The organism is Rhizobium sp. SYY.PMSO (assembly GCF_046840415.1).
In the GTDB taxonomy this organism is placed as follows: domain Bacteria; phylum Pseudomonadota; class Alphaproteobacteria; order Rhizobiales; family Rhizobiaceae; genus Rhizobium.
Window position 1 is genome coordinate 1,339,912 of sequence record NZ_CP177349.1, and the last position, 18,114, is coordinate 1,358,025.

Genomic DNA, 18,114 nt, shown 5'->3' on the forward strand with positions numbered 1-18,114 from the left:
ATGATTGCAGTTTGTCAATTTTGCGATGCAAATTGAGCGCACCGAAGAAATTCCGAAGATCGTGGTTAATGCATGGTAAAGCCGCGACGGATTGAAGTCGTCGCGACGGCTGCATGGCCGCCGATGCGCGGTTTGTCTTCGAATTGCCGTCCACAGGTTCGGATCGAGACAGATACGATCGAATTGTCCCTTCGGCCGCATCGCTCCGAATGGTTTTGAGGCAGCTTTGTCAGGTGCCTGTATCGAGATGCATCAGTATTTCGCCATGAGCAGCATCGCGGGGCCTTCAAGGCCCTGCCCCGCTCTTCGCGTCGTCAGCCGTCAGTGAGACACGGTGCCGATAATATGCCGCAGCTTGTCCGGATTGCGCGTGCAGTAGATCGCGACGACTTTCTCCCGCTCTATATGCAGCGCGGTCGTCTGTACCACATTGCCGCCTTCTATCGTCAAGAAGCCCGGCAGGCCGTCGATGGCGGCTAGCGGATCAGCCGCGACGGCTGCGTACTGAAAACATGCGTCAACTGCTCGTGAAGCAGCATAACGGCGGCAAGTCCGATGTGCGGCCGCCGCGACGTCGGCACCTTGCCGCCGCCATCGGCATAGACGACCACATCCTCGGAAAGCAAGGCGCGAAGAGCGGACATGTCTCCCGTTCTCGAAGCCGTGAAGAAGGCGGTGGCAAGCTTGAGGCCTTGCTCTCTTCCCACCGCGAAGCGCGGCCGGGCTTCGGCGATATGTGCCCTCGCCCGGCTTGCAAGCTTGCGGCAGGCGGCAGCTTCGCGGTCGATGGCAGAGGAGACGTCGTCGAAATCCATGCCGAATACATCGTGCAGGAGAAAAGCGGCGCGTTCGAGAGGGGAAAGACGCTCGAGCGCCAGCATCAAGGGCAAGGTAACGTCGTCGGCGGCGTCGCCATCTTCCGGATCGAAGATCGGCTCAGGCAGCCAGGAGCCCACATAGGACTCCCGGCGACGGCGCGCCGATTTCAATTCGTTCAGGCACAGCCTGGTGACGACTGTCCGCAGGAATGACGCCGGCTCGCGGACGGACGTATGATCGGTCGCGAGCCAGCGCAACCACGCATCCTGCACGATATCCTCCGCATCTGCGACGGACCCGAGCATCCTGTAGGCCAGCCGCACGAGGCGCGGGCGCAGCTCGGAAAGGATCGAATCGGAAGATATCTCAGTCATAGGCGGCAACGGCGTGTTCCAGGGGAATGGATCGGCGACCGCGAACGAACTGCAATGTGGTCAACGCCACACGCCGCCCGAGATAGCGCGCCGTAGCGAGGTCGGATGCGGGCGGCGCGGTCTGCGGCCCCTCGTCCGTGTTCGCCTGTGCGCCGGCGCCAAGCCAGAAACCGAGCCGGTTCAGATCTTCCTCCGAGCCGGTCGAAGAGCAGTTGGCCGGCGGAAGATCGAGACCGACCCAGTGCATTCCGTGCTGCGCGGCAAAGACGACCATTTGCATCAATGTCGAGAGCTTGTCGCCGGATCGCGATCCGGACGTGGTGAAGCCGGCCGCGATCTTGTCCCTCCATAAATAGCCCTTGGCGAGAACCGCACTCGAAGTCGCCTCCTGGAATGCTTTGAAGGGTGCTGAAACGGCACCCATATAGGTCGGAGACCCAAAGACGATCGCCTCGGCTGCATTGAGTTCGCCCCAGTGGCGTTCAACCTTGTCCACGGTCAACAAAAGAGCCTCCGCGCCGTCGACCTGCTCGATCCCCGCCTTGACGGCTTCAGCCTGCCGATGCGTGTGCCCGTAGCCGCTATGATAGACGATTGCGATGCTCTGCCTCATCATTGTCTTCTCCTTCGAAAATGGCGTTGCGAAGGACATGACAAGATGCGGATGCCGATTGTGACATACGGAGATTTCAAGGGATGAGAAAGAGAAAGGTTACTGGCGGAAGAGGTGGGATTCGAACCCACGGTACGGTTTCCCGCACGCCGGTTTTCAAGACCGGTTCCTTAAACCACTCGGACACTCTTCCAAGCAATTGAAAAGGTTGAAAAATCTACGATATGTTGATTTTTCGGGACCGGCTGTTGCCACCGATTTTCACCCAATCACTCGACGGCTGGCTTTTTAGCAGTTTTGGTCGCCGCGTCAACTCGTTCCGCGGCGTTCTCCGTATTCCCGGCCTTCGATGAAACTGGAGGCTGAACAGGTCGGCATCGTCAAGATAGCAAGAATCAAAATAATAAGAATAAGGTGCCCTCGGCCCTGGAAATGGCCGGGGCACCTTCGCCAGGTCAGGGGTCAAATCTGACTGAAGCACCCTAGTAATAAGTTAAGCTTAGTTTTTGTCAATTGCGGTCCCGAAAAACGCCTGAGGTCTTTTCCGCAGGTCGGACTCGTTTGCGGCGGGACGTTCGGTTTGCCGCTATCTTCCCAGCCGTCCGATGCTTCGATAATGCGGACCGATGGAGATGTGGTTTCACGCCGGCCGTGATCTATATGAAAAGCGTTCCAAAGTGTCGCGCCTTTGTGCGAAAGGTTCGGCATGGACTATCAAGGACACCGCCCTCGCCCATGACGTTTGACGACCGTTCTCTGTCTCTCGGCGCCGAGCCCCTGGCCGGCTCTGCTCTTGCCGCTTTTTTCAGCCGCGATGCCGTTACGGTCGCCTCCGATCTGATCGGAATGCGCTTGACGGTCGCAGGCGTCGGCGGACGCATCGTCGAGACGGAGGCTTATCGGCCCGATGACGAGGCTTCTCACGCTTATCGTGGGCCGACACGGCGCAATGCCTCCATGTTCGGACCGGCAGGACATGCCTATGTCTACCGGTCCTACGGCATTCACTGGTGCCTGAACTTCGTCTGCGCAGATGCGAGCGCCGTCCTCATCCGGGCGCTGGAGCCGGAAAGTGGCATCGAAGACATGATCCGGCGGCGAGGCCCTGCCGACATCCTCTCGCTTTGCAATGGGCCGGGAAAGCTTTCGCAAGCGCTGGCCGTGGATATAAGCCTGGACGGACGATCTCTCGACGCCGCGCCCTTTGCCATCTCCCTAGCTGAACCGGTGACGGTCGCGGCCGGCAAGCGCATCGGCATTACCAAGAACATCGATCCGCTCTGGCGTTTCGGAGCGGCCGGCTCGCGCTTCGTCAGCCGTCGTTTCTCCTGAAAAGCGCCGCCCGAAGGCGTGTGGCGGCTGTACTGGAAGCGTAAGAGGCGAAGCTGAAAAATCTGACGTGTTTCGAAACAGGCAAAAAAAGACCGCCGGGGGTGGCGCCCGGCGGCCATCAAGCCACGCAGTGAAACTGGAAAGACTGCGTGACTATTCCATTGCGACGCTGTGATCGACCGCAGGCGGCGCCTTAGGCTTCCGCAAGAGCACCAGCAGCGGCATGGCGAAGATCGACATCAGCATCAGCAGCTTGAAGTCGTCCATATAGGCGATGATGGTCGCCTGGGTCGTGATCATGCCGTCGAGCGTGGCGCGGCCGACGGCCGTCATCGGGCTGATGCCCTGCGCTGCCGTCATGTCGAAATAACGATTGAACGGCGTGACATAGGCGGCGATGTTGGCGTGGTTGACCTGCGTGTTCTCCGTGATCAGCATCGAAACGACCGAGATGCCGACGCTGGAGCCGATATTGCGCGAGAGGTTGTAGAGGCCCGTACCCTCGCCGCGCATCTGCGCCGGCAGCGTCGCAAAGGCGATCGTCGTCAGCGGCACGAAGAGGAAGCCGAGACCCGCGCCCTGGACGAAGCCGACCGAGATCAGCGTCCATTGCGAAACATCGGGCGTCCAGCCGGTCATGTCGTACATGGCCCAGGCCGTCAGGGCGAGGCCGATGAACAGCAGCCAGCGCGTATCCACCTTGCCGATCAGGCGCCCCACAAGGAACATGCAGAACATGGTGCCGAGGCCGCGCGGTCCCATGACGATGCCCGCGGTCACGACCGGATAGCCCATAAGCGTCTGCAGATAGGGCGTCATGAGCGCCAGCGACGCCAGATAAGTTACGCCGACGATGAAGATGAACAATATGCTGACGGCAAAGTTCTGGTCGAGAAAGAGTCGCGGATTGACGAAACTTCGCTCCGCCGTGAACATATGCACGATGAAGAGATAGAAGGCGCAGGCGCAGACGAGTGCCTCGATGATGATTTCGCTCGAGTAGAACCAGTCGAGCTGCTCGCCTCGGTCGAGGAAGAGCTGCAGCGCCGCGATGGCGATCGAAAGCATGCCGAAGCCGAACCAGTCGAGCTTGGCAAGCGCATCGAGCTTCGTCTCCGTCACGTAGACGACGATGCCGAAGAAGGCGAGCGCGCCGATCGGCACATTGATGTAGAACACCCAGCGCCAGCTGATATTGTCGGTGAGCCAGCCGCCGATGACCGGTCCCAGCACCGGACCGACCATGACCGAGACACCGAACAGCGCCATGGCGCGGCCGCGTTCCTCGACATTGTAGATATCGAGCAGGATGCCTTGCGACAACGGCACGAGCGAGGCGCCGAACAGGCCCTGCAGCAGGCGGAATCCGACGATCTGCACCAGCGATTCCGAAAGACCGCATAGAACAGACGCGACGACGAAGCCGGCGATCGCCACCAGCAGCACGCGCTTTCGGCCGAACTTTGCCGAAAGGAAGCCGGAGGGCGGCGTCATGATCGCCGCCGCGACGATGTAGGATGTCAGGACCCAGTTGATCTGGTCGGCGCTGGCGGAGACGTCGCCCTGAATATGCGGCAGGGCGACGTTGGCGATGGTGGTGTCCAGCGCCTGCATGATCACGGACAGGATGACGCAGGCGGTGATCGCACCGCGATTGGCGATGGGCGCGGACGGCGAAGCGGAGGTTGGGTTACTCATGATCCTGACCGCGGGAATGGCCCAGCAGGTTTGTAATGAAGTCCGGCAGGCCGCGGGCATGGCCGGTATCGACACCGGCGACGACGCTCATGCCCATACGCAACGGAGGCTTGCCCTCGATGTCGTCGATGTTGATGATCATCGGAATGCGCTGCACGACCTTCACCCAGTTGCCCGTCGTGTTCTGGGCCGGCAGCAGCGAGAAGCTGGAGCCGGAGGCGGGCGAAATGCTCGCGACCGTGCCCTTCCAGGTCACGTTCGGATAGGCATCGACCGAAATATCGACCTTCTGGCCGGGACGCACATAGGTAAGCTCGGTTTCCTTCGGGCTCGCGTTGATCCACATGTGAGTGGTGGAAACCAGCGAGAAGCCCGGCTGCGAAGCCGTCAGATAAGCACCGACCTGCAACGAGGGAACGTTGGCGGTAATGCCGTCGAAGGGCGCCCTGACGACGGTGTCGTCAAATTCGCGCTGGGCATTGTCGACCGCAGCCTTTGCCTGCAGATAGAGCGGGTTCTGTTCGACAGGCAGATCGGCTGAACCGTCGCCGCCCAACTGAGCGAGCGTGGTGGCGGCTTGCGCCTTTGCAACGGAAACCTTCTGCTGGGCGGCTTCGAGATTATGCTTGGCTTCGTCGAATGCTGCCTTCGACGCGACGGAACTGTTGATCAGGTTCTGCTGACGTTCGAATTCCGTCTGATAGTAGGGAATGTCGGCCTGGGCCTGGGCGATTTCAGCCAGTGCCTGCTTGTAGCTCGCCTGCAGATTCAGGATCTGGTTCTTCGCGTTGCCGAGCTGCGCCTTCGCGCCATCGAGCGCGATCTGGAACGAATCGGGCTTCAGGCGGAAGAGCACCTGCCCTTTCTTCACGACTTCGTTCTCATGCACGTCGACCGAGATCACCGTGCCGGAAACATCCGTCGAAACCCCGACCATGTCGGCCTGGATATAGGCGTTGTCCGTGGACATGATCTGTCCTCCGGTGACGTAATAGTAGCCGCCGATGACGAGAGCCACGGGAAGCAGCGCAAAAAGGACCGGCCGCGTCAGGTTGCGGCGCTTGCGCGGCGTTTCGGGGGGCGCGTCCGGTGTACCCGCGGCCGTCGCCGGAGATTGTGGCGCCGGAGTGGAGGACGGAGCCTCGGCCACAGGTTGATTTTGTTCGGAGGAGTTTGCGTTCGCGGGTACGCGAAGCGGAGAGGATGCGTCAGCCATGTTGTATCTCTTTATCGACCGCCTTCGAACGGCAGGCGCTAAGCAGGTTTGATTTCATAAGGGTAAGCAATTCATAAAGGTGCTCATGATCCTCCTGGGAGGTTCCTTCGAGCGCTTCCTTGCGGGTGCAGTCGCCAATATCGCGCATCGTGTCCATCAGCGGCCGAGCTTCGTCCCGCATGTAGAGAAGCCAGCTTCGGCGATCGCTCGGATGCTGCCGGCGTTCCACCAGGCCACGGTCGCTCAGCTTGTCGAGGATGCGAACCAGCGTAATCGGCTCGATCTCCAATATTTCCGCCAAGCCGGCCTGATGGATTCCTTCATTATTGGCGAGATAGGCAAGCGTCTGCCACTGCGAGCGCGTCAGGCCCAAATCTTTCGCGCGCTGCTCGAACCGCTTTCGAAGCAGTCGTGCTACGTCGTGAAGGAGAAAGCCGAGGGTAGGTGTCGAACTCATTGTATGAGAAGCCTGCTATTCATAAGCAACCTTATAATTACCGCTACGTATAGTAAGCGCCCATGCGATACAAGAGGGTAGACGATCAACAAATAGCGATGGTCGAAGATGTCGCAGCGGTGTCGCAAAGATGTCGCAGTGGCCCGGTGATTTGGGTATGCGGCGCTAACAGAGGCATGACGGGCAGACCGGTTTTCGATGGCCGTTCCATAACTGAAAAGGCGCGGACGATTCGCCCGCGCCTTTCCGGCAGTTTCTTAAAGAGAACGGAGTGCCGTTCCGCCCGTCGACCTGAACTAGCGGCGACTGAGAAGGCCGATGAGATAACCGATGCCGGCAGCGGCGGCGACCATGAAGATCGGGTCTTCACGAACTCTCTCGCGCAGATGCTCCGTGATCTCCTGTGCCTCTTCCGCGACGACGGATTTTGCTCCCTGCCCCACGGCCGCCATGCTCTGCGACAGTTTCGAAAGATCTTCGCGCAATGCGGCTACCTGTGCGGTCAGGTCCTCCATGGCCGTTTCGGCCTGTGCTCGCGCAGACGAAGACTGGGCGGAAGCGGATTTCGTCGTCTCTGCCATCGGGTGCTCCTCATGTTTCCTGGCTGCTAAAACGCTGGTGGCGGCTAAAGGTTCCGATGCGTTTGCATGTCATCCGGTGATTTCCCCGCTGGCTCTTCAATTCCGGTCCGGATTGTTCTAAGGAACTCCGATTGTTTCGCCTGCGGGCGAAGGCGCGTTTATGACGAGGTTTGCTTTCCGATGTTCGAAGTGCTGAGAAAAATCGCCCAGACCTGGGTCGCAAAGGGTTTGTTGCTTCTTCTTGCGGCGGCCTTCTGCGTATGGGGCGTCGAGCGGTCCCTTATCTCGGGCGGCGGCAGCAATACCGTCGTCACGGTCGGCGATCAGCACATCGATACCAACGAGTTCCGCCTTGCCTATCGGCGCCAGATCCAGGCGATCAGCCAGCAATTGCGCATGCAGGTCACGCCGGAGCAGGCGCGTGCCTTTGGCATCGGGCAGCAGACCGTGGCGCAGCTCGTCGCCGGCGCCTCGCTCGACCAGCTTGCCGCCGACATGAACCTCGGCCTCTCGCAGGACCGACTTGCCAAGCTGATCGGCGACGATCCGGCGTTCAAGGCCTCGAACGGCAGTTTCGACCGTCAGAAGTTCGATCTGCTCCTGCGCAATAGCAGCATTTCGCCCGACGATTATATCAAGGAGCGCAGCAAGGTCGCGATCCGCGGCCAGATCGTCGAGGCGGTCTCGAACGGTTTCTCGGCCCCGCAGGTTCTCGTCGACGCCGTCAAGCAATATCATGACGAGACCCGCAGCATTGATTATCTGCTGCTCACCAATGCCAACATCGATCCCGTCAAGGCGCCGGCCGACGATGTCCTGCAGAAGTGGTTCGACGGCGTGAAGTCGAAGTACCGCGCTCCGGAATATCGCAAGTTCGCCTATGTGAAACTGCAGGCCGAGGATGTCGCCGATCCGGCGAGCGTATCCGACGAGGAAGTGCGCGCCCAGTTCGACAAGCGCAAGGACAGCTTCACCACGCCGGCAACCCGCACCATCGAACAGCTGACCTTCGCCAACAAGGATCTCGCCAACGCTGCCGCCGATGCGCTGAAGACGGGCACGACCTTCGATCAGCTCGTTTCCGACCAGGGCAAGAAGCCTTCCGACGTGCTGCTCGGCACGTTCACCAAGGACCAGGTTCCCGACAAGACGGTTGCCGAAGCGGCCTTTGCCGTCACCAAGGAAGGCGGCACGACCCCCGTCGTGGACGGTTCGTTCGGCCCGGTCATCCTTCGCGTTACCAACGTGAAGGCCGAAACGGCGAAGAACTTCGACGAGGTCAAGGAAGATATCCGCAAGCAGATCGCACTCGGCAACGCCTCCAATGAGATCACCAGCGTCCACGACAAGTTCGAAGACCTGCGCGGCTCCGGCGCATCGCTGCAGGAGGCTGCCTCGCAGCTCAAGCTGAAGCTCGTCACCATCGATGCGATCGATCAGACCGGCCTCGACCAGAGCGGCAACGAGGTCAAGGATCTGCCCGCCCGCCAGCAGTTGCTTCCGGAAGTCTTCAAGGCCGATCAGGGCGGCAACCCTGCCCCTCTGACGGTCGGCAACGATGGCTACGTCTGGTATGATGTCATGGGCATAACGCCCGATCACGATCGTCCGCTTGCCGAAGTGCGCGAAAAGGCCGTCGCCGACTGGACCGCCGAACAGCAGAAGATCGCGCTTGCCGCCAAGGCTGCCGAATTGAAGCAGGAGGCGCAGAAGGGCAAGTCGCTTGCCGATATCGCCGCGCCGCTCGGCATCGCCGTCGAAAGCAAGACCGGCATCACGCGATCGACCGACGATCCGGTTCTGGGTCGCGGCGGCATCGCCGGCACGTTCTCCGGCCCCGTCGATACGGTTGCCAATGCCGTCGGCGCCGACGACACGACGCAGATCCTGCTCAAGGTCACCGATGTCAACGACAATCCGACGACGGACGCGCTGAGCAACGACGATCAGCAGGTCGCCCAGATCGCCAACGCAGCCGGTGACGATATCCTCGATCAGATGGTCACTCAGCTGCAGTCCAAATACGCCGTCACGGTCAACCAGAGCCTCGCCGAACAGGCGATGTCCCGCTAGGCCCGTACGGGAGGATGGATAGTCAATGGCAGATTTGAAGCCTTTCCTCGCCAAGGTCGCCACTCGTGAGGCGCTGACGCGGGATGAAGCCCGCCAGGCATTCGAAATCCTGATGTCGGGCGAGGCCACGCCGTCGCAGATCGGCGCATTTCTGATGGCGCTGCGCGTGCGCGGCGAAACGGTGGACGAAATCGTCGGCGCCGTTACCACGATGCGCGCCAAGATGCTGCCGGTTAAGGCCCCGGCTGATGCGATCGATATCGTCGGCACCGGCGGTGATGGTGTCGGCACGTACAATATTTCGACGCTGGCGGCCTTCATCGTCGCCGGCGCCGGCGTTCCCGTCGCCAAGCACGGCAACCGCGCGCAAAGTTCCAAGGCCGGCACCGCCGACACGCAATCCGTGCTGGGCATCAAGCTCGATATCGGGCCGGAAACGATCGCCCGCTGCATTCGCGAGGCCGGCATCGGCTTCATGTTCGCGCAATTGCATCATTCCTCCATGCGCCACGTCGGCCCTTCGCGCGTCGAGCTGGGCACGCGGACGATCTTCAATCTCCTCGGCCCGCTTTCGAATCCGGCGGGTGCGCGCCGCCAGTTGTTGGGCGTCTTCGCACCGCAATGGGTGTTGCCGTTGGCCGAGGTGCTGAGGGATCTGAAGGCGGAAAGCGTCTGGGTCGTGCACGGCAATGGTCTGGACGAGATCACCACGACCGGAACGACCTCCGTCGCGGCGCTGGAAAGCGGCAAAATCCGTACCTTCGAGCTGACGCCCGCCGATTTCGGCCTGAAGCATGCCGACCTTGCCGATCTCAAGGGCGGTGACGGCGTTGCCAATGCAGCCGCACTCCGCGACGTGCTGGGCGGCGCGAAGAATGCCTATCGCGACATCGCTCTTGCCAATGCGGCTGCCTCGCTGGTCATTGCCGGCAAGGCCGAAACGCTCCATGATGGCATGAAACTCGCGGCACAGTCGCTCGATAGCGGCGCCACCGCGGTAGCGTTGGAAAAGCTCATTGCCGTTTCCAACGAGGAAGGACAGGATTAGGACGTCATGACCGATATCCTTAGGAAGATCGAGATCTACAAGCGCGAGGAGATCGCCGCCGCCAAGGCCAGGCTTTCCCTTGCCGATCTGAAGGCTATGCAGGCCGGCCAATCCGCGCCGCGCGGCTTTCACAAGGCGCTGCTCGCCAAGCAGGATGCCGGCATTTTCGGCCTGATTGCCGAAATCAAGAAGGCAAGCCCTTCCAAGGGCCTGATCCGTCCTGATTTCGACCCGCCTGCCCTTGCCAGGGCTTACGAGGCGGGCGGCGCAGCCTGCCTTTCGGTGCTGACCGATACGCCGAGCTTCCAGGGCGCTCCGGAGTTTCTGACCGCTGCCCGCGCCGCCTGCTCGCTGCCGGCGCTGCGCAAGGATTTCATGTTCGATACCTACCAGGTGCAGGAGGCCCGTGCCTGGGGTGCCGATTGCGTCCTGCTCATCATGGCATCGCTTTCCGACGATGACGCGGAGCGCCTCCAGGACGAAGCCTTCGGCCTTGGCATGGACGTGCTGGTCGAGGTTCACGATGCGAGGGAGATGGAGCGCGCGCTAAAACTGTCTTCGCCGCTGATCGGCATCAACAACCGCAATCTGCGCACCTTCGAGGTCAGCCTCACCGTCAGCGAAAATCTCGCTCCCATGGTGCCGGAGGGCCGTTTGCTGGTCGGCGAAAGCGGTGTCTTCACCCATGCCGATTGCCAGCGCCTCGAAGCTACAGGCATCTCCACCTTCCTCGTCGGCGAAAGCCTGATGCGCAAGGAGGATGTCACAGCGGCGACGCGGCAGCTGCTCAATGGCGACGCCGGCATTCTGGCGGCCGAGTGAAATGACCACGCAGAAGGCCGGTCTCACGCATATCGACGCTTCGGGCGAGGCGCATATGGTCGATGTCGGCGGCAAGGCCGAGACGGCACGCAGCGCCACGGCCACTGGCTATGTCAGGATGAAGCCGGAGACTTTGGCATTGATCCGTGAAGGCAATGCCAAGAAAGGCGATGTCATCGGCACGGCGCGGCTCGCCGGCATCATGGCCGCCAAGCAGACCAGCAATCTCATACCGCTTTGCCATCCGCTCATGCTGACGAAGGTTGCCGTCGATATCGAAGAGGACGCCTCCCTGCCCGGCCTGCGCATAACGGCAACCGCAAAGCTGACCGGCCGCACCGGCGTCGAGATGGAAGCGTTGACGGCGGTATCCGTCGCATGCCTGACCGTCTATGATATGGCCAAGGCCGCGGACCGGACGATGGAGATCGGCGGTATTACTTTATTGGAGAAATCCGGCGGAAAATCTGGGGATTTCCGCCATCCGGGGGCGTGACACATGAGCCTATTGCCCGTTGCCGAAGCGCAAGCGCGCCTCTTGAACAGCGCTTCGCCCATCCATCGCTTTGAAAGCATTCCGCTCGATATGGCGGAAGGCCGCGTTCTGGCCAGGGATCTGACGGCGCGCCTGACTCAGCCGCCGTTCGACGCTTCGGCGATGGACGGCTACGCGCTTCGTTTCGAAGATGCGGCAGCGCCTGGCGCGGAACTGCGGGTTATCGGCGCCTCCGCTGCCGGTCATGCCTTCGAAGGAGCCGTCGGCACGGGCGAAGCGGTTCGCATCTTTACCGGAGCGCCCGTTCCGGCCGGCGCCGATTCGGTGCTGCTGCAGGAAGATGCGCAGCGATTGGAAGACGATCGCATCCGCGCGACCTACCCTTTGCGGAAAGGTCAGCACATCCGTCCGCGCGGGCAGGACTTCCTGCAGGATGAGGTCGTGCTTGCCGCCGGCATGGCGATGGATTTTTCGCGGCTCACCGTTGCCGCAGCCATGAACCACCCGGCGCTGGATGTCTACCGCCGGCCGCTCATCGCTATTCTGGCGACCGGCGACGAGCTTGTGGCGCCGGGAAATGAGCCGGGGCCGTCGCAGATCATTGCATCGAACACCTTCGGCATCGGGGCACTGGCGCGCAATGCCGGAGCTCACGTCCTCGATCTCGGCATCGTTCCCGACAACAGCGACGAGATTACCGCCGCTATCGGGCGCGCGCAGGTGGCGAAGGCCGATGTCATCGTCACCCTCGGCGGTGCATCGGTCGGCGACCACGATCTGGTGCAGGCGACGATGGTCGCCGCCGGCATGAAGCTGGATTTCTGGCGCATCGCCATGCGTCCCGGCAAGCCGCTGATGGTTGGCAGCCTCGGCGACATGCATGTTCTCGGCCTTCCCGGAAACCCGGCCTCCAGCCTCGTTTGCGGCCTGCTCTTTCTTGAACCGCTGATTCGAAAGCTTGCATCCTTGCCGCCCGTCAGGCGCGAGGGTGTCGTGCGGACCGCCGTACCCCTTGCCGCCAACGACCAGCGACAGGATTACATGCGCGCGACGCTGAAGAAGGACGATAACGGCGATTGGCTCGCCGAACCCTTCCCAAAGCAGGATTCCTCGATGATGAAGGTCTTCTCACGCTCCGACTGCCTCATCGTGCGGCCTCCGCATGCGCCCGCACTCGAACCCGGAGCTTCCTGCGCGGTTGTATTCCTGCGGCCGGATCTGCTCGGTTAAACCAGTTCCCGAAAATGCGCAGCGTGCAATCCCGCCATGTGGACTTTGCCATGCCCGGCAAACAAAAGCCGGGAGGTTTGACCCACCCGGCTGATAGCCCATCCAATCGATGGATCGATTACTTGGCCGGCTTCTCGTGATGGCCGCCGAAGCCGGCGCGCATGGCGGAGAGAACCTTGTTGGCGTAATCGTCGTTGCCGCGCGAGGCGAAGCGGCCGTAAAGCGCCGCGCTGAGCACCGGCGTCGGCACGCCTTCGTCGATCGCAGCCGAAATCGTCCAGCGTCCTTCGCCGGAATCGGAAACACGGCCGGCATACTGCGAAAGCGCTGCGTCGCCGTGCAGGGCATCGGCGGTGAGGTCGAGCAGCCAGGACGTGATCACGCTGCCGCGGCGCCAGACTTCGGAGATTTCAGCGATGTCGAGATCGTACTGATAATACTGCGGGTGGGAGAGCGGCGCGGTTTCGGCGTCCTTCTCGGCGTCCTGCTTGCCGATATTGGCATGGCGCAGCACGTTAAGGCCTTCGGCATAGGCCGCCATCAGGCCGTATTCGATGCCGTTGTGGACCATCTTGACGAAATGGCCGGCACCCGACGGACCGCAATGTAGGTAACCCTGCTCCGCGGTGCTGTTCCTGGCGGCTTCTTCGGAGCGCATCGCCGACGGAGCGACGTCGCCGACGCCGGGCGCCAGCGTTGCGAAAATCGGCGACAGATGCTGGACGGTTTCCTTCTCGCCGCCGATCATCAGGCAATAGCCGCGCTCCAGGCCGAAAACGCCACCACTGGTGCCGACGTCGACATAGTGAATGCCCTTCGGCTTCAGCTCTTCGGCGCGACGAATGTCGTCATGATAATAGGAGTTGCCCCCATCGATGACGATGTCGCCCTCTTCCAGCATCGGAACGATCGCTGCCAGTTCCTGATCGACGATTGCGGCGGGCAACATCAGCCAGACGACACGCGGCTTCGCGAGCTTCGATACGAAATCTTCGAGCGACTTGCTGCCGGTGGCGCCGAGCTGTTCGAGCGCCGCGATGCTTTCCTGACGCGCATCGAAAACAACCGCACTGTGACCGCCCCTCATCAGGCGCTGCACCATGTTATTGCCCATACGGCCAAGGCCAATCATTCCGATTTGCATATGTCAGTCTCCTAGGACGGTTTTAATCGTTTTGAATACTCCATAAAGACATTTCGCAATATTTTCCAATGAACAAATGACGGGCGAGCTATGCGCGGGCCAGGCAGCGAACAAAAATTCGCTCGCTCACGCATCTGTGATATCGCAGGCTGAAACCTCCCGCATTCTACCATGATCGCGCTTTGCCTATGTCGAGGAAAGCCGTATATCGCTGTTCTGTTTTCCTGATGGATTGGACAATTTCTCAACAGGCCGGCCCTGTCGGTCCGGGTTGCAGGAGCGGAACCTCACGGCTCGGCGGGTGGCCCGACATAGCGGGCGCGCGGGCGAATCAGCCTGCCGCTTGTTGCCTGCTCCATGGCATGAGCAAGCCAGCCCACCGTGCGCGCCAATGCGAAGATAATCAGCGGCGCATCCTCGGGAAGATGATAGGCATGGGTCATAGCCGTCAAGGCGAAGTCGACATTGACGCGTTCGCCGACCAGTTGCTCGCCGACATCGCGAACCTGGGCAAAGAGCGGAGGCAGCGTGAAGCAACCCAGCAACGCCTCGGCGCGAATATCGACGTCCGGATAAAGCTGATGGCCGAAGGCCGGCAATGGGCGCCCCTCCGCCAAGTAGCCGCGCACCGCCTCATCCACCCCGGCCCTTGCCGCCCGCGCGATCAGCGAGCGCACGCTCTGCCACGCGCCGCCATGCAGCGGTCCCGTCAGCGTGGAAAGGCCGGACAAGGTGGCGGCGGACAGCGTTGCGCCGGCGGACGCGGTGATCCGGGCGGTGAATGTCGAGGCATTCAGCTCATGGTCGGCGAGCAATACCAGGCTGCGGCGTATCAGATCGCCGGCATCGGGGCGGTTCCAGGCAGCGGCAAGACGCTGATGCAGCGGTTGGTCCCATGCGCCGGGGGCCAAAGCCCCGGCGACGGTGCCGAATACGCTTTCCGCTTCGTTCTGCAAGGCCGGAAGCGAGCGCCCGAGGGATGGCAGGTCGTTCATTATGCGCCCGGCAAGAACGGAGAAAGCGGCATTCAGCGACGGAAGCTCTTGCCGCGTCTCGCTTTCCTCGAACAGCAACGGCCGCTTCATGTCCCAGAGCAGCAGCGCGACATCCTCCAGCCGTGCATTTTCCGCCAGCGTCGCCGCATCCTTGCCGCGATAGAAGAGCCTGCCGCTTGAAACCGTCGACAGCGCCGACGGCAAGACGGGATCGCCCCATTGAATGGTTTCGGCTGCCACCGCCTCCGTCTTGCGCCGGCCCGCATGGCGGGTGGCCAGCCTTTTGACGTCATCGGCGAAATACAGGCTGCGCCGGGTATCCGCGGGATCCTGCTTCGCCCGGATGCGGCCGCGGCTGACATTGGCGTAGAGCGTCTGTGATTTCGTTCCCAGCAGGTTCAGCGCCTGCTCCGCCGTCAGCCAGCTCATCGTTCCTCATATTGATCAATTGCATCAAGATTGACGTCAATAAAGTTAGGTCCGATCTAATCGCATAGTCAAAGGAGAACAATGATGAAAAGTGGTCTTGAAGATGTCATTGCAGCCGAAACCAAGCTATCCGATGTCGATGGTGCTGCCGGCCGGCTGATCATCCGCGGCGTATCGCTGGACGATCTTGTGGCGACCAGCCGCTTCGAGGATGTCGCCGCGCTGCTGCTCGATGGTCTGTTCGACGAGCATATCGATGTCGCCTCCCTCCGCGCCCGGCTCGGGGTGGCCCGCGTTGGCCTTTTCGCACATGTGAAGGCAGCCGATGCCGCCCTGCTCGCTCTGCCGCCGGTAGATGCCGTGCGGGCACTGCTGGCTCGCCTCGGTGACGGCGAGGACCTTGCCACGGCGATTTATCTGATGGCAGCGCCGGCTGTCTTCCTGCCGGCAGTCCTGCGTCTGCAGAAGGGCGAGGCGCCGATCGAGCCGGATGCATCGCTTTCCCAATCGGCCGATATCCTGCGCATGCTCACGGCACGCGCGCCGACGGTGGAGCAGACGGCAGGGCTCGATGCCTATCTGGTGACGATTTCCGACCACGGCCTCAACGCATCGACGTTCGCCTCGCGCGTCATCGCCTCGACCCACGCCGGCCTGACCTCCTCCGTGCTCGCGGCGATCAGCGCCCTCAAGGGGCCGCTGCATGGCGGCGCCCCCGGCCCGGTCCTCGATATGCTCGATGGTGTCGGCAAGCCCGAAAATGCCCGCGCCTGGCTGTCGCAGGCGCTCGATCACGGCGAGCGGCTGATGGGCTTCGGTCATCGCATCTATCGCGTCCGCGATCCCCGGGCGGACGCCCTGAAGTCCGCATTGAAGCCGATCTTTACGAGCGGACAGGCGGATGCCGGACGCATCGCTTTGGCGGAGGCTATCGAAGCGGCGGCACTGGCGCTGCTGAAGGAGCGCAAGCCGGATCGTCCTCTCGACGTCAATGTCGAATATTATACCGCGCTGCTGCTCGATGCGCTCGGTTTCCCACGCAACGCCTTCACCGGCGTCTTTGCGATCGGCCGCACGGTCGGCTGGATCGCCCATGCCCGCGAGCAGACACTCGACGGGCGCCTGATCCGCCCGCAGTCGCGCTATGTCGGCCCGCTGCCGAAGGCGGCATAAACCGCGCGTCCGGAGCCGATGGATGCTCAGGCGGCCGCGGGTTGACGCGGCCGCACCATGCCCTCGCGGATATGGCGGGCAAGCTCCAGCGCCTGCGGCGTTGCCCCTCCCTTGGGCAAATGCAGGTTGATCGCAAAAACCGGCAGTTCGGGCAGGCCGTGCTCGACTGTGAGAATATCGAGATCGGCCGGAACGGTGGAGGCGAGCCACGCCGTAACCGCGAGGTCGGTCCGCACCGTTGCCGTGGTCGCCTCAATATTGCCGTTCTCGAAAACCGTCCGCCAGCGCAACCCGTCTTTGCCAAGTGCCGCAAAGACCGAAGACCGGAAGGCGCATGTATCGGCAACCATCGAGATCGGCAGCGGCACCTTGCGATGGGCGTTGCCGGCCCTTGCCCCCACCCACACAAGCCGCTCGACACCAAGGCATTCGCCTTGCGACACGCCGAACGGTTCTTCCACCACGCAAAGGTCGATGGTCCCCTTCGCGAGCTCTTCCAGCAGTTCCGGCGATGACGCGCAAGCCAGCGAAATCTCCACCTGAGGGTGGCGCTCGGCATAGGACTTCAGCACAGGTGCCAATGTCGCGCCGACGAGATCGTAGGGAACGCCGAGCCGGACGCTGCCGCGAACGGCCCTTTCCGTCATGTCGTCCCATATTTCGTCATTCAGCGTCAGCAGACGGCGGGCATTGCCGAGCAGCCGCTCGCCTACCTCGGTCAGCCGCAATCCACGCCTGTCCCGCTCGAACAAGGCGCAGTTCAGCATATCCTCCAAGCCGCTTGATCTGCTGGCTGATCGCGCCTTGCGTCATATGGAGCATATTGGCAGCGACGGTCATGCTGCCATGGTCGGCAACGGCGGCGAAGGTCCGGATAATAGCTATGTCGAAGTTTCTAATCATGATCCGCATTATAATTGCTAATGCATGGCACCTTCAATATTCGTTTTCCTGATGACATGCGGTTATCTATTCCTTTCTCCGAAAATGGAGAAGCCCGGAATGTCGACCGAATCCTTGTTGCCGCTGATGCTCTTCGCGCTGGTTTCGACCATAACGCCCGGCGGCGCGACGACGCTTGCGACCGCATCCGGCGCGCATTTCGGCTTTCGTCGGTCGATACCCGTGATGACGGGTTTTGCTTTCGGCTTGGGTTCCATGGCTTGTGCGGCCGCTGCGGGGCTTGGTGGCGTATTGATGGCCCTGCCGATGCTGCAAATCGTCATGAAGGCTCTCGGCACGCTTTACCTGATCTGGCTTGCCGTCCGGATCGGCAGAAGCGGCGAGCCGCATCATGCAAGGGAGATGACGAAGCCCACGGGTTTCGTCGCAGGCGTCTGGATGCTGTGGCACAATCCGAAGGGTTGGGCCATGACGATCAGCGCCGCAGCCTCCTTCGCCGCGCTGGCAACCGGGCCTTTCAGGCTTGCGATATTGCTCGGATCGACCTTTTGCCTGATCGCCGCCTTTTCGCTGGCCATCTGGTGTATCCTCGGCCACATGCTGGCGCGCTTGCTGAAGACGAGATGGCAATGGCGCGCGATCAATATCGCCCTTGCCGGCCTTCTTGTGATTTCGATCGTTCCGATGTGGTACGACTGAACCGTGATGGAT

The 18,114-nt window shown here is 61.7% G+C and carries 17 protein-coding genes, 1 tRNA gene and 1 pseudogene; 8 read left to right on the forward strand and 11 right to left on the reverse strand.

Annotation, left to right across the window (positions count from 1 at the left end):
• Positions 1-321: 321 nt before the first annotated feature.
• The 3 genes and pseudogenes from ACJJVH_RS06495 to ACJJVH_RS06505 all read right to left on the reverse strand — a co-directional run bounded on the left by ACJJVH_RS06495 (position 322) and on the right by ACJJVH_RS06505 (position 1,999).
• Positions 322-1,193: pseudogene (locus tag ACJJVH_RS06495) on the reverse strand (sigma-70 family RNA polymerase sigma factor).
• On the reverse strand, positions 1,186-1,809 hold the full coding sequence (locus ACJJVH_RS06500) for a flavodoxin family protein (protein ID WP_412064943.1): 624 nt from the start codon (positions 1,807-1,809) through the stop codon (positions 1,186-1,188). The pseudogene ACJJVH_RS06495 and the gene ACJJVH_RS06500 overlap by 8 nt, the downstream one beginning before the upstream one ends.
• A gap of 100 nt (positions 1,810-1,909) precedes the next feature.
• Positions 1,910-1,999 (reverse strand) — tRNA-Ser (locus ACJJVH_RS06505).
• A 542-nt stretch (positions 2,000-2,541) separates the two neighbouring features.
• On the opposite strand from ACJJVH_RS06505, the gene ACJJVH_RS06510 reads away from it, so the two are divergent.
• Complete coding sequence (locus ACJJVH_RS06510; RefSeq protein WP_113385899.1) at positions 2,542-3,138, forward strand: DNA-3-methyladenine glycosylase; 597 nt, start codon at positions 2,542-2,544, stop codon at positions 3,136-3,138.
• A gap of 153 nt (positions 3,139-3,291) precedes the next feature.
• Here ACJJVH_RS06510 and ACJJVH_RS06515 read toward each other — a convergent pair whose 3' ends face one another.
• The 4 genes from ACJJVH_RS06515 to ACJJVH_RS06530 form a co-directional block, all read right to left on the reverse strand.
• Entirely contained in the window at positions 3,292-4,836 is a 1,545-nt protein-coding gene (locus tag ACJJVH_RS06515; RefSeq protein WP_112802566.1) for a DHA2 family efflux MFS transporter permease subunit, read from the reverse strand.
• Positions 4,829-6,052 (reverse strand): HlyD family secretion protein, encoded by a 1,224-nt coding sequence (locus ACJJVH_RS06520; RefSeq protein WP_113436566.1) that lies wholly within the window; start codon positions 6,050-6,052, stop codon positions 4,829-4,831. Before ACJJVH_RS06520 ends, ACJJVH_RS06515 begins: the two co-directional genes overlap by 8 nt.
• Positions 6,045-6,509, reverse strand: coding sequence for a MarR family winged helix-turn-helix transcriptional regulator (locus ACJJVH_RS06525; RefSeq protein WP_412064944.1), 465 nt, complete (start codon positions 6,507-6,509; stop codon positions 6,045-6,047). Before ACJJVH_RS06525 ends, ACJJVH_RS06520 begins: the two co-directional genes overlap by 8 nt.
• 296 nt (positions 6,510-6,805) lie before the next feature.
• Positions 6,806-7,090, reverse strand: coding sequence for a hypothetical protein (locus ACJJVH_RS06530; protein WP_112802560.1), 285 nt, complete (start codon positions 7,088-7,090; stop codon positions 6,806-6,808).
• Between the two features lie 180 nt (positions 7,091-7,270).
• Between ACJJVH_RS06530 and ACJJVH_RS06535 the strand changes: the two genes are divergently transcribed.
• The 5 genes from ACJJVH_RS06535 to glp are packed head-to-tail and all read left to right on the forward strand — an operon-like array spanning position 7,271 to position 12,759.
• Positions 7,271-9,163 carry a peptidylprolyl isomerase gene (locus ACJJVH_RS06535; protein ID WP_112802558.1) on the forward strand — a complete coding sequence of 631 codons (1,893 nt, stop codon included), beginning with the start codon at positions 7,271-7,273 and terminating at the stop codon, positions 9,161-9,163.
• A 25-nt stretch (positions 9,164-9,188) separates the two neighbouring features.
• Positions 9,189-10,211, forward strand: a complete 1,023-nt coding sequence (gene trpD / locus ACJJVH_RS06540; RefSeq protein ID WP_112802556.1) for an anthranilate phosphoribosyltransferase — start codon at positions 9,189-9,191, stop codon at positions 10,209-10,211.
• Between the two features lie 6 nt (positions 10,212-10,217).
• The gene (gene trpC, locus ACJJVH_RS06545) at positions 10,218-11,033 is read left to right on the forward strand and encodes an indole-3-glycerol phosphate synthase TrpC (protein WP_412064945.1); all 816 of its coding nucleotides are present in this window, start codon (positions 10,218-10,220) and stop codon (positions 11,031-11,033) included.
• A gap of 1 nt (position 11,034) precedes the next feature.
• A complete protein-coding gene (gene moaC / locus ACJJVH_RS06550) occupies positions 11,035-11,529 on the forward strand; it encodes a cyclic pyranopterin monophosphate synthase MoaC (RefSeq protein ID WP_112802553.1) in 495 nt (164 codons plus the stop codon).
• 3 nt (positions 11,530-11,532) lie between these two features.
• On the forward strand, positions 11,533-12,759 hold the full coding sequence (gene glp, locus ACJJVH_RS06555) for a gephyrin-like molybdotransferase Glp (RefSeq protein ID WP_113361212.1): 1,227 nt from the start codon (positions 11,533-11,535) through the stop codon (positions 12,757-12,759).
• A 118-nt stretch (positions 12,760-12,877) separates the two neighbouring features.
• On the opposite strand, the gene gnd is transcribed toward glp, so the two are convergent.
• Entirely contained in the window at positions 12,878-13,903 is a 1,026-nt protein-coding gene (gene gnd / locus ACJJVH_RS06560; protein WP_112802549.1) for a phosphogluconate dehydrogenase (NAD(+)-dependent, decarboxylating), read from the reverse strand.
• A 287-nt stretch (positions 13,904-14,190) separates the two neighbouring features.
• Entirely contained in the window at positions 14,191-15,327 is a 1,137-nt protein-coding gene (locus ACJJVH_RS06565; protein ID WP_412064946.1) for a citrate synthase, read from the reverse strand.
• Between the two features lie 84 nt (positions 15,328-15,411).
• On the opposite strand from ACJJVH_RS06565, the gene ACJJVH_RS06570 reads away from it, so the two are divergent.
• The gene (locus tag ACJJVH_RS06570) at positions 15,412-16,500 is read left to right on the forward strand and encodes a citrate synthase/methylcitrate synthase (RefSeq protein WP_412065139.1); all 1,089 of its coding nucleotides are present in this window, start codon (positions 15,412-15,414) and stop codon (positions 16,498-16,500) included.
• Positions 16,501-16,526: 26 nt separating this feature from the next.
• Here ACJJVH_RS06570 and ACJJVH_RS06575 read toward each other — a convergent pair whose 3' ends face one another.
• Positions 16,527-17,267, reverse strand: coding sequence for a LysR substrate-binding domain-containing protein (locus ACJJVH_RS06575; protein WP_412064947.1), 741 nt, complete (start codon positions 17,265-17,267; stop codon positions 16,527-16,529).
• Entirely contained in the window at positions 17,164-17,412 is a 249-nt protein-coding gene (locus ACJJVH_RS06580; RefSeq protein ID WP_412064948.1) for a helix-turn-helix domain-containing protein, read from the reverse strand. Before ACJJVH_RS06580 ends, ACJJVH_RS06575 begins: the two co-directional genes overlap by 104 nt.
• A 90-nt stretch (positions 17,413-17,502) precedes the next feature.
• On the opposite strand from ACJJVH_RS06580, the gene ACJJVH_RS06585 reads away from it, so the two are divergent.
• On the forward strand, positions 17,503-18,102 hold the full coding sequence (locus tag ACJJVH_RS06585; protein ID WP_113423584.1) for a LysE family translocator: 600 nt from the start codon (positions 17,503-17,505) through the stop codon (positions 18,100-18,102).
• The last annotated feature ends 12 nt before the right edge of the window (positions 18,103-18,114 follow it).